At 66.8% G+C, this 10,902-nt stretch carries 9 protein-coding genes; 5 read left to right on the forward strand and 4 right to left on the reverse strand.

Going from position 1 to position 10,902, the window contains the following annotated elements; translation table 11 throughout:
- Nucleotides 1–6: 6 nt before the first annotated feature.
- Genes nagA through J2X57_RS18275 form a run of 3 tightly spaced genes read right to left on the reverse strand, consistent with a single transcriptional unit; the run spans nucleotide 7 to nucleotide 2,981 of the window.
- Nucleotides 7–1,158, reverse strand: a complete 1,152-nt coding sequence (nagA, locus tag J2X57_RS18265; protein WP_043696979.1) for an N-acetylglucosamine-6-phosphate deacetylase — start codon at nucleotides 1,156–1,158, stop codon at nucleotides 7–9.
- A gap of 22 nt (nucleotides 1,159–1,180) precedes the next feature.
- Entirely contained in the window at nucleotides 1,181–2,215 is a 1,035-nt protein-coding gene (locus tag J2X57_RS18270; protein ID WP_036116816.1) for an SIS domain-containing protein, read from the reverse strand.
- A gap of 13 nt (nucleotides 2,216–2,228) precedes the next feature.
- Nucleotides 2,229–2,981, reverse strand: coding sequence for a GntR family transcriptional regulator (locus J2X57_RS18275; protein ID WP_036118723.1), 753 nt, complete (start codon nucleotides 2,979–2,981; stop codon nucleotides 2,229–2,231).
- Between the two features lie 237 nt (nucleotides 2,982–3,218).
- On the opposite strand from J2X57_RS18275, the gene zwf reads away from it, so the two are divergent.
- The 5 genes from zwf to J2X57_RS18300 all read left to right on the forward strand — a co-directional run bounded on the left by zwf (nucleotide 3,219) and on the right by J2X57_RS18300 (nucleotide 9,028).
- Nucleotides 3,219–4,691 carry a glucose-6-phosphate dehydrogenase gene (zwf, locus tag J2X57_RS18280; protein WP_043696984.1) on the forward strand — a complete coding sequence of 491 codons (1,473 nt, stop codon included), beginning with the start codon at nucleotides 3,219–3,221 and terminating at the stop codon, nucleotides 4,689–4,691.
- Nucleotides 4,688–5,389 carry a 6-phosphogluconolactonase gene (pgl, locus tag J2X57_RS18285; RefSeq protein ID WP_309869215.1) on the forward strand — a complete coding sequence of 234 codons (702 nt, stop codon included), beginning with the start codon at nucleotides 4,688–4,690 and terminating at the stop codon, nucleotides 5,387–5,389. The genes zwf and pgl overlap by 4 nt, the downstream gene beginning before the upstream one ends.
- 69 nt (nucleotides 5,390–5,458) lie before the next feature.
- Nucleotides 5,459–7,270 carry a phosphogluconate dehydratase gene (gene edd, locus J2X57_RS18290; RefSeq protein WP_309869217.1) on the forward strand — a complete coding sequence of 604 codons (1,812 nt, stop codon included), beginning with the start codon at nucleotides 5,459–5,461 and terminating at the stop codon, nucleotides 7,268–7,270.
- 19 nt (nucleotides 7,271–7,289) lie between these two features.
- Nucleotides 7,290–7,934 (forward strand): bifunctional 4-hydroxy-2-oxoglutarate aldolase/2-dehydro-3-deoxy-phosphogluconate aldolase, encoded by a 645-nt coding sequence (eda, locus tag J2X57_RS18295; RefSeq protein ID WP_197056520.1) that lies wholly within the window; start codon nucleotides 7,290–7,292, stop codon nucleotides 7,932–7,934.
- Nucleotides 7,935–8,176: 242 nt separating this feature from the next.
- Nucleotides 8,177–9,028 carry an EamA/RhaT family transporter gene (locus J2X57_RS18300; RefSeq protein WP_309869220.1) on the forward strand — a complete coding sequence of 284 codons (852 nt, stop codon included), beginning with the start codon at nucleotides 8,177–8,179 and terminating at the stop codon, nucleotides 9,026–9,028.
- A 75-nt stretch (nucleotides 9,029–9,103) separates the two neighbouring features.
- Here J2X57_RS18300 and proP read toward each other — a convergent pair whose 3' ends face one another.
- On the reverse strand, nucleotides 9,104–10,597 hold the full coding sequence (proP, locus tag J2X57_RS18305) for a glycine betaine/L-proline transporter ProP (protein WP_309869222.1): 1,494 nt from the start codon (nucleotides 10,595–10,597) through the stop codon (nucleotides 9,104–9,106).
- Between the last annotated feature and the right edge of the window lie 305 nt (nucleotides 10,598–10,902).

The raw sequence follows: 10,902 nt of genomic DNA on the forward strand, positions 1-10,902 counted from the left end.
GCCCGATCAGCCCGCGGCGTAAACACGCTCGCCGCCGATCCAGGTTTCGATCACCGTATGGGTCTCGTCCATCACGACGAAGTCGGCGCGGTAACCGGCGGCGATATGACCGTGGGTGGCGCCGAGGCCGAGGAACGCGGCCGGATACGTCGACGCCATGCGCGCGGCCTCATCGTAGGCTACGCCGACCATGTCGACCGTGTTGCGCACCGCCGTGGCCATGTCCAGCGCGGAGCCGGCCAGCGTGCCGTCCGCCGTCTGGCAGACGCCGTCGCGCACGGTGATGGTTTCGCCCTTGAGCACGAAGTTCGGATTGTCCGAGCCCACGGGCGGCATCGCGTCGGTGACCAGCATCATCTTCCGTGGCGCCTTCGCCGCGATGGCGACACGCAGCGAGGTCGGGTGCACGTGGTGGCCGTCGACGATCAGACCGCACCAGCTGGCCTGGTCTTCGAGCGCGGCACCGACGACGCCGGGCTCGCGGCTGGTGAAGGGTGTCATCGCGTTGAACAGATGTGTGAAGCCGCGCACGCCCGTCGCCAGTGCATGGCGCGTGGTCTCGTAGTCGGCAGCCGTGTGGCCCGCGGCTACGATGACGCCGTTGGCGACCAGCTGCTGGAGTACTTCCGCGGAAGCGCGCTCGGGGGCCAGCGTCAGCAGGGTCACGCCGCCGTGGCGCCGCGCGACCATCGCGACATCGTCGGCATCGGCGATGCGAAACTTGGCCGGGTCGTGCACGCCCTTGCGTTCAGGGGCGATGAAGGGACCTTCCAGATGGATGCCGAGCACGCCCGGCACGCCCTGGGCGACGGCGTCGTTCACGGCATCGATGGCCTTCGCCATGACCTCCGCGTCGTCACTGATCAGCGTGGGCAGGAAACCCGTGGTGCCGAATCTCGCGTGTGCCTCGCCGATCGTGCGGATCGCGTCGACCGTGGGTGCATCGTTGAACAACACGCCGCCCCCGCCGTTGACCTGGCAGTCGATGAAGCCGGGCAGCAAGGTGCGACCACCAAGGTCATGGCGCTCCGCCGCGCGCACGCGCGGATCGGACGGCAGCGCCAGTCCGGTTATCTTTCCATCGTCGACCAGCACGGCAAAGCCGCTCTGGAATCCGTTGTCGGTAAGCACGCGGCCGTTGACGAGGGCGAGAGTCATGGCGATTCCTTGAGGGTGACGGTCAGACGGTCTCGGTGACTTTATTCAGGTGCGGCGGCACGTCGGGATTGAAGCCGCGCTTCAGCGCGAGCGCCGCCGTGGCGCGGTAGAAGCTCTGCACCGTGATCAGCGGCGCGGCGATCGGTGCGGTGGCGACCAGCGGCAGCACACCCTCACCCGTCGCACCCGGCGCGGCGATCCAGACATTGGCGCCACGCTTGCGGAACTCGGCGGCGACATCGAGCACGCCCGGGAGCGTGTCGTCGTTCTGCGCGAAGAACAGCACCGGGAAGTCCGGGCCGACCAGCGCCATCGGGCCGTGTTTCACTTCGGCCGCGCTGAAGGCTTCGGCATGCAGGCCGCAGGTTTCCTTGAACTTGAGCGCCGCTTCCAGCGCACCGGCGAAGCCGAAGCCACGACCGACCACGAACAGGTTGTGCGCGTCGACGAGGCCTTCCGTCAGCGACGACCAGTCGGCATCCCAGCCCTGGCGCAGCTGCGCGGGCAACGCGGCCAGGGCGTCGGCGATCTCGGCCTTGCCACTCCACCGGGCGGCGATATGCAGAATCGCGAACAGCGCGCCGAGGTAGCTCTTGGTCGCGGCGACGCTGGTTTCCGGGCCCGCGTGCAGCGGGACGACCACGTCCGCGACGTCCGCCAGCGGCGAGTCGGTCACGTTGACCAGCGCCACGACGTACGCACCGGCCTTCTTCGCGGCCTCGGCGTTGCGGACCAGATCCGGACTCTTGCCCGACTGGGATACGGCGACGTAAAGCGCGCCATCGAGGCGCTGCGCGGCGTGGTAAATCGAGGTGACCGACGGCGAGGCCGAGGCGGTGACGACGCCCAGCTGCGTTTCGAACACGTACTTCGCGTACATCGCCGCGTGATCCGAACTGCCACGGGCGCAGGTGATCACCATGCGCGGCGGGTTCGCGCGCAGGCGCTCGGCAAGGGCGCCGATCACGGCTTCGTTAAGGGCAAGCTGCCGCTCGACGACCTCGGCGGTCTCGTGCGCTTCGCGGTACATCAGGGTGTCTTGCGGCTGGATCGTCATGAAGAAGGGTCCGTCAGTCGCTCTGCAGTTCGGCGACGAAGTCGTAGATGTCCCCGCGATACCAGGAACATGTGAACTCGACGATGCGGCCGTCGTCGAGGAAGCTGCGCCGCTCGATATTCAGCCCGGCACTGCCGGCGCCGAGCCGGAGCAGCCGGGTCTGGGCAGGGCCCAGCACCACCGCGCGCAGGCGTTGCAACGCACGTCGCGGGCGGTTGCCCAGCGTGTCGAGCGCTTCGTACAGGGAGTCCTCGACCAGGCTGGGGTCGGGCAGCAGGTTGAGTGGCACCGCGCTGCGCTCGATCGCCAGCGGCTCGTCGCCCGCGTAGCGCAGGCGGTGCAGGCGGACCACCTGGGTGCCGGGCGAGAGATTCATCGCCATGGCTTCTTCCGGGGTGACCTCGCCGATGGCCCGCTCGAAGAACTCCGAGCGCGGATTGAGCCCGCGCGCGCGAAGATCCTCGGTGAAGCTGGTCATACGCGACAGCGGCTTGACGATGCGCTCGGACACGAAGGTGCCCGCGCCATGACGCTGGGTGAGCAGACCATCCTCGACCAGGCCGCCGATGGCCTTGCGCACGGTAACCCGGGACAGCGTGAGGGCCCTGGCCAGGTCCCGCTCACTGGGCAGTGCATGGCCGACCTGCACCTCGCCGTTTTCGATCACGTTGCGGATGGCGCGACGCAGGCGCATGTACGCCAGCGGCTGCCGCGCGGCCGGGTCGTACTGCAGGCGTTGGTATTCGGCGACGAGGGCGCTTTCCATGGTCGAGAAGATACCAATCAACGACCACTGCGGCAAGACTGTCCAAGCTCTCGAATACCAGTGAGCGATTCAAACGAGCGTTTGCACGATGCAAAGTCAGCCCGTAAACGTTTTTGCGGCGTCATCGCCTGATATCGCGACGGAAAACGCCGCCTTGAGTGGTACGGGGCTGGTATGACCTGGTATGTCACTGGTACGATCCGTCGGCATACCCATCGATCCCAGCAGGCCACTGTCGTGAGCGCTCATCTCCTCCCGATCGAACCTTTCGATCTGGTCATTTTCGGCGGCACCGGCGACCTCGCCGTCCGCAAGCTTCTTCCCGCGCTGTTCCATCGCTTCGTGGACGGCCAGATCCAGCCCAGCAGCCGCCTCATCGGCGTGGCCCGCGAGGCCCTCGACGATGCGGGCTACCGCGACCTGGTCCGCTCCTCGGTCGAGAAAGGCGTGTCCCACGTGGCTCCGGCCCAGCTGGACGCGTTCATCCAGATGGTTTCCTACCGCTCGCTCGACGCGCGCAAGGAAGAAGGCTGGGATGAATTCGCCGCGCTGATGCAGCAGCAGGCGCAGCACATCCGCGTGTTCTACCTGTCGACCGCGCCGGACATCTTCACCGACATCTGCCAGCGCCTCGGGTCGCTCGGTCTCAACGGCGAGCGCTCGCGCGTGGTGCTGGAGAAGCCGATCGGTCGCGATCTGGAAAGCGCCAACGCGATCAACGACGCGGTGGCCCGGGTCTTCAACGAGTCGCAGACCTACCGGATCGATCATTACCTCGGCAAGGAAACGGTGCAGAACCTGCTGGCGCTGCGCTTCGGCAACGCCCTGTTCGAGCCGCTGTGGAATGCCCAGCACATCGACCACGTGCAGATCACCGTCGCCGAGACGGTCGGCGTCGGTCATCGCGCGGGCTACTACGATCGTGCCGGCGCGCTGCGCGACATGGTCCAGAACCATATCCTGCAGCTGGTCTGCATGCTCGCCATGGAGCCGCCCTCGTCGCTGGCGCCCGATGCCGTGCGTGACGAAAAACTCAAAGTGCTGCGTTCGCTGCGCCCGATCAACGCCAGCAACGCCGGCAACCTCACCGTGCGCGGGCAGTACCGCGCTGGTGCGGCCGAAGGTCAGGGCGTCCCGGGCTATCTCGACGAACTCGGCAGCGACCAGTCCAGGACCGAAACCTTCGTCGCCCTCAAGGCGGAGATCGGTAACTGGCGCTGGGCGGGCGTGCCGTTCTACCTGCGCACCGGCAAGCGCCTCCCTAACCGGGTCTCGGAGATCGTGGTCACGTTCCGCGCGTTGCCGCATTCCATCTTCGATCCCACCAACGGTCCGCTGCTGCCCAACCGCCTGACGCTGCGCCTGCAGCCGGACGAGGGCGTCAAGCTGTGGCTGACCATCAAGCATCCGGGTCCGGGTGGCCTGCGCCTGCGCCACGTGCCGCTCGACATGAGTTTCGCGGCGGCGTTCGGCGTGCAGCAGCCCGATGCCTACGAGCGGCTGATCCTCGACGTCGTGCGTGGTAACCCGACCCTGTTCATGCGCCGCGACGAAGTCGAGGCCGCATGGAACTGGGCCGGTCCCATCCTCGAAGCCTGGGAGGGCAGCGGCGATACGCCGAAGCCGTACACCGCGGGTACCTGGGGTCCGAGCGCCGCCGTGGCGCTCATTGAACGCGATGGCCGTACCTGGGCCGAGGACGCAGCATGAACGCCAAGATCCATCAGCACGATTTCGCCGATAAGCTTACTCTCGCCGATGCGCTGGCGCGCGACATCGCCGGCAAGCTCGACGCCGCGATCAAGGCGCGCGGCAAGGCCAGCATCGCCGTTTCCGGCGGCGGCACGCCCAAGGTCATGTTCGCCGTGCTCGCCGAGCAGGAGATCGACTGGTCGAAGGTCACCATCACGCTGGTCGACGAGCGCTGGGTCGACGAAGACAACGAGCGTTCCAATGCGCGCATGGTCAGGAACACCCTGATCGCGCACGAAGCGCATGTCGCCGCCTTCCTGCCGCTGTTCGACAAGGCGCATGCCGACGATGTCGATGCCGCGCTCGAGGGCGTGGGCGAGAAGGTCGACGCGCTCGGCAAGCCGTTCGATGTCGTCGTGCTCGGCATGGGTCCGGACGGCCACACCGCGTCGTTTTTCCCCGGCGGCGACCACCTCGCCGAAGCGCTCGACCTCAACGGTACGCGGAGCGTGCTGTCGATGCGTGCCGGCGGTGCGGGTGAGCCGCGCATCACGCTCAGCCTGCCGCGCGTGCTCGATACGCGCACGCTCTACCTGCACATCGAAGGTGCGGACAAGAAAGACGTGCTCGCCAAGGCTCAGGCCGGCGAAGACTTTCCGATCGCCGCCGTGCTCAAGCAGGACCGCGTGCCCGTGGACGTCTACTGGGCCGCCTGATCCATCGTTCAACCGCCGCGCGTCAGGCGCGCGGCACCGACCGCCCGGTCAAAGCCTCAGGAACACGCCATGACCCTTCATCCCATCGTTGCCGAGGTGACGCAGCGTATCGTCGAGCGCAGTCGCACCTCGCGCGCCGCGTACCTCGCCAGGATCGACGCCGCCCGCGGGACGGGCGCCAAACGCCATCACCTGTCGTGCGGCAATCTCGCGCACGGTTTCGCCGCGTGCGGTGAGAACGACAAGGACGCGCTGCGCAACGGCCACGCGTCCAATATCGCCATCGTCACCTCGTACAACGACATGCTCTCGGCGCATCAGCCGTACGAGCGCTACCCGGAACTGATCCGTCGGACCGCACGAGACTTCGGCGCCACCGCGCAGGTCGCCGGTGGCGTGCCGGCCATGTGCGACGGCGTCACCCAGGGTCGTCCGGGCATGGAGCTGTCGCTGTTCTCGCGCGACCTCATCGCCATGGCGACCGCCGTATCGCTGTCGCACGACATGTACGAAGGCGCGCTGTATCTCGGCATCTGCGACAAGATCGTGCCGGGCATGCTGATCGGCGCGCTGAGCTTCGGCCATCTCGCCAGCGCGTTCGTGCCGTCTGGTCCGATGCCGTCCGGTATTCCGAACGAAGAGAAATCGAAGGTCCGTCAGGCCTTCGCCGCCGGTAAGGCGACACGCGCGGAATTGCTCGACGCGGAAGCGCGTTCGTATCACGGGTCGGGCACCTGCACCTTCTACGGCACCGCGAACTCCAACCAGATGCTGATGGAGATCATGGGCCTGCACCTGCCGGGCGCGAGCTTCGAGGCGCCGGATACGCCGCTGCGTGACGCCCTCACGCGCGCCACGGTCGAGCGCGTGCTGGCGATCGACGCGCTGGGCGATGCGTACCTGCCGATCGGCCGTATCGTCGACGAGCGCTCCATCGTGAACGGCGTGATCGGACTGCATGCGACGGGCGGTTCCACCAACCATCTGCTGCATCTCGTCGCCATCGCACGCGCGGCCGGTGTGGAACTGCGCTGGGACGACTTCGATGCGCTGTCCGCGGTCGTGCCGTTGCTCGCACGCGTCTATCCGAACGGCTACGCCGACGTGAACCACTTCCACGAAGCCGGCGGCATGGGTTTCCTGATGGATCAGCTGCTCGATGCCGGCCTGCTGCACGGCGACGTGGACACCATCATGGGCCACGGCCTCGAGGCCTATCGCACCACGCCCGTTCTCGAAGGCGACGCATTGGTCTGGAAACCGGTTTCGAAGGAAAGCGGCAACCGCGGCGTACTGCGCACTATCGCGGAGCCGTTCCGTCACGACGGTGGCTTACGCATGCTCAAGGGCAACGTCGGTCGTGGCGTGATCAAGATCTCGTCCGTGCCGGAAGATCGCATGATCGTCGAAGCACCGGCGATCGTCTTCGACGAGCAGGACGACGTCAAAGCCGCTTTCGATCGCGGTGAGCTCAATCGCGATTTCATCGCCGTGGTGCGCTTTCAGGGGCCGCGCGCGCGTGGCATGCCGGAGTTGCACAAGCTCACGCCGACGCTGAGCCTGCTGCAGGATCGCGGGCATCGCGTCGCCCTGCTCACCGACGGCCGCATGTCCGGCGCATCGGGGCGCGTGCCTGCCGCGATCCACGTGACGCCCGAGGCGGAAGCCGGCGGTCCCATCGCCCGCGTGCGCACGGGCGACATGGTTCGTCTCGATGCCGTGGCAGGTACCATTGAGGTCCTGGTCGACGCGGACGAGTGGAACAGCCGCGTCCCCGACAACATCGATCTGGCCATGCACCACACCGGCATGGGCCGCGAGCTCTTCGCCATGTTCCGTCAGTCCGCCGTCACGGCCGACCTCGGTGCCGGCGTTTTCTGATCCTTTGGAGCAGTTCCTGATGAGTAACGAAGCGAAGCAACAGAGTGTCGAGTCCACGCTGCGCCTGGCGCCGGTGGTGCCGGTCGTCATCATCGAGGACGCCTCGAAGGCGGTCGGGATGGCGCGCGCGCTGGTCGCCGGCGGCATCCCCGCCATCGAAGTCACCCTGCGTACGCCCGCCGCACTCGACGCCGTCCGCGCGATCGCCGCGGAAGTCGAAGGGGCCTTCGTCGGTGTGGGCACGGTGCTGACCGCTCGCGACCTCGAGAACGCTTACAAGGCCGGCGCGAAGTTCGCCGTGTCGCCGGGCAGCGCGCCGCGTCTGCTCGATGCCGCCGACGATCACGAGCTGCCGCTGCTCCCCGGCGCGGCGACGTCCAGCGAGGCCATGGAACTGCTGGAGCGTGGTTATCGCTTCCAGAAGTTCTTCCCGGCCGTTCCGGCCGGCGGCCCGAAGCTCATCGGTGCCTGGGCCAGCCCGCTGCCGCAGATCCGCTTCTGCCCCACCGGCGGCGTCAGCCTCGCCAACGCACCCGAGTTCCTCGCGCTGCCCAACGTCGTCTGCGTCGGCGGTTCGTGGCTGACCCCCGCCAACCTCCTGGCCACCTCCGACTGGGCCGCCATCGAAGCCCTGGCGCGCGAAGCGGCGCAACTGCGCGCCTGACGCAACTGCGCGCCCGACGCAGCTGCGCGCCCGACACAGGAGCGCGCCCCACGCCTGACTCGCCCCACGCCGTACGTACGTAGGAGCGCGCCCCGCGCGCGAACCCTCACCCGCCCTATCGCGAATGAGGCTTTGCACCGCAACGAGCCAGCTGTCCGATCCCACAAAGCGGCGGCTGGCTCGTAGCCCGCCCCATCCACATGCGATCCTTCGCACCCCCAGCCTCACCGGCGCTCCCAGCCATGCTCTACATCCTCCTCGCCATCGCCTTCAGCGTGGCCGTGTCCGTGCTGCTCAAACTCGCGCGCCGCGCGAACGTCGACATCGTGCAGGCCGTCGCCACCAACTACATCGTGGCCGCCGCCATGGCGTACGGGCTGCTCGGCGCCACGCCGCAGGCCGCCGTCGCGGCGAAGGAGACCTATGTCCCCCTCCTCCTGCTCGGCGGCTTTCTCCCTGCCATCTTCGTGATGCTGGCGCGATCCGTGCGCAGTGCGGGCATCGTTCGCACCGACGTCGCCCAGCGCCTGTCGCTGTTCTTCTCGCTGATCGCCGCGTTCGCTTTCCTCGGCGACGTGATGACCGAGCGCAAGGGCCTGGGCATCGCTCTCGCCTTCGTCGCCGTCCTGTGCGTGCTCTGGCGCCGGGATCGCGGGCAGACCGATCGGGCCGGCTGGACCGCACCGCTTGCCGTCTTCGTCGGCTTCGGTGTGATCGACATCTGCTTCAAGATGCTCGCCAAGGCCGGTGCACCCTTCCCCAGCGCGATGCTCGCCTCGTTCCTGATCGCCATGGTGCTCTGCTGGATCGTCGTGATCGGACGCGCCATCGCGCGTAAGGCGCCCCTCTCGCCGCGCAGCATCGGCTTCGGCGTGCTGCTGGGAGCCGCCAACTTCGCCAACATTCTTTTCTATATCCGCGGACATATCGCGCTGCCCAACGATCCGTCGCTGGTGTTCGCGTCGATGAACGTGGGGGTGATGGTGCTCGGCGCGCTGGTCGGCGCGATCGCCTTCCGCGAAAAACTGACCTGGCTGAACTGGACGGGTCTGGCCATCGCCATCGCGGCGATCGGGATCATGACCGGGGCCTGATCCCGATCGCCAACAGCGTAAGCTCCCACCTGTCCGTCGCGACCGGGTAGGAGCCAGCCCTGCTGGCGACGCTCATCAGCGAGCAACGGGCTCCGCATGACCCTCGGACACCGCCGCCACCGGCAACGTCTCATCCACCGTCAACGGCGCATCTCCGGCCAGCAACTCCTTCGCCTCCGCATGATCCGCCACCGCCGGCGGCGACCCACGCAACGGCAACCCCGCCGTCTCGCGTACGAAGAGCATCGTGACGATGCCAATCACCGCCGCGCCCATCAGGTAATACGCCGGCAGCATCGGATCGCCCGTGCGCTCGACGAGCCATGCGGTCACCAGCGGCGTCGTGCCGCCGAACAGCGACACCGAAACGTTGAACGCGATGGACAGCGCGCTGTAACGCACCGGCGTATAGAACAGCGCAGGCAACGTGGCGGGCATCGTGCTGGTAAAGCAGACGAGCGCGATGCCGAGTCCCATGAGGCCCGCGAAGATCAGCCAGTCGTTGCCCGTGCCCACCAGCCACATGCAAGGGATGGCGAGCACGAACATCGCGGTACACGCACCGATGATCATCGGACGACGGCCAAGACGATCGCTGAAGAAACCGCCCACCACATTGAGCGGCATCATCACCAGCATCACGATGAGAATCAGCAACAGGCCCTTGGCCTCGCTGTATCCCATCGTCACCGTGAGATAGCTCGGCATGTAGGTCAGCAACATGTAGTCGGTGACGTTGAAGACCAGCACGAGGCCGATGCATTTCAGCAGCTGCGGGCCATGCACGGAGACGAGCTCCTTCAACGATACGCGCGGCATGTCGCCCGCCGCCTCCATCGCATCGGCATGCGCCTTGAATGCGGGGGTCTCTTCGAGCTTCATGCGCATGTAAAGCCCGAGCAGGCCCAGCGGACCCGCCACCAGGAACGGTACGCGCCAACCCCAGTCCAGCATCTGCCCGGTGGTGAGCAGCGTCGTCAGCGCGGTCACCACACCTGCACCGGCGATATAGCCACCCAATGTCCCGAACTCGAGCCAGCTGCCCATTTGTCCGCGTCGCGCATCGGTCGAGTATTCGGCGATGAAGGTCGCCGCACCGCCATACTCACCACCGGTCGAGAATCCCTGCAGCAGTCGTGCAAGCAACAGCAGCGCCGGTGCCCACAAACCAATCGTGGCGTAGCTGGGAATCAGGCCGATGGCGAACGTGCCCGCCGCCATCATGATCATCGTCGCCGCCAGCACCTTCTGGCGCCCGAAGCGATCGCCGAGTGGCCCGAAGACGAGTCCACCGATCGGCCGCACGAGAAAAGCGACGGTAAACGTCGCGAAGGTCGCGATCACCTGTGCGGTCGGGCTGCTCCCTGGAAAGAAGACATGGCCGAGCGTCACGGCAAGGTAGCCATAGACACCGAAATCGAACCACTCCATCGCGTTGCCGAGTGCGGCGGCACCCACGGCACGCCTGAGCATGGACTCGTCGACGATGGTCAGATCATCGGGCTTGAGATGTTTACGGCGGCGGGTAAACCAGCCGAAATGGGCTTCGTGCCCGTGTCGATCCTGCATGGAGATAAATCCTGTCACGCGAGCGGGCACACGCATACGCAGCCGGTGCATACCGCCCATCGAAAGGGAAGCGCCAGGCCAGACGGCGGCGCGCGAACGGTCCGCTAAAGGGACTCGGTGGTTGCCGGCAAGATGCATCGAAGCACGACGCGGCGCGGACAACGCCGGAATTATAGGAAAAAAGGTGTTAAATAGCTGTAGATGGGGGGTGGTGGCGGGGGAGCCGTTGGCTGCTGTTCCTGTCGCTAGGTCCTCCTACGGCCTTCGCCTTCGTGCGGAAGCGCTCCAGGAACAGCAGCCAACGA

The sequence above is a fragment of the Luteibacter sp. 1214 genome, from assembly GCF_031455395.1.
Lineage (GTDB): Bacteria > Pseudomonadota > Gammaproteobacteria > Xanthomonadales > Rhodanobacteraceae > Luteibacter > Luteibacter mycovicinus.

Coding starts and splice junctions, on each gene's coding strand:
- pgl (WP_309869215.1), top strand. CDS start 4,688: ATGAACGCCAAGATCCATCAGCACGATTTCGCCGATAAGCTTACTCTC.
- J2X57_RS18270 (WP_036116816.1), bottom strand. CDS start 2,215: ATGACGATCCAGCCGCAAGACACCCTGATGTACCGCGAAGCGCACGAG.
- edd (WP_309869217.1), top strand. CDS start 5,459: ATGACCCTTCATCCCATCGTTGCCGAGGTGACGCAGCGTATCGTCGAG.
- J2X57_RS18300 (WP_309869220.1), top strand. CDS start 8,177: ATGCTCTACATCCTCCTCGCCATCGCCTTCAGCGTGGCCGTGTCCGTG.
- J2X57_RS18275 (WP_036118723.1), bottom strand. CDS start 2,981: ATGGAAAGCGCCCTCGTCGCCGAATACCAACGCCTGCAGTACGACCCG.
- eda (WP_197056520.1), top strand. CDS start 7,290: ATGAGTAACGAAGCGAAGCAACAGAGTGTCGAGTCCACGCTGCGCCTG.
- proP (WP_309869222.1), bottom strand. CDS start 10,597: ATGCAGGATCGACACGGGCACGAAGCCCATTTCGGCTGGTTTACCCGC.
- nagA (WP_043696979.1), bottom strand. CDS start 1,158: ATGACTCTCGCCCTCGTCAACGGCCGCGTGCTTACCGACAACGGATTC.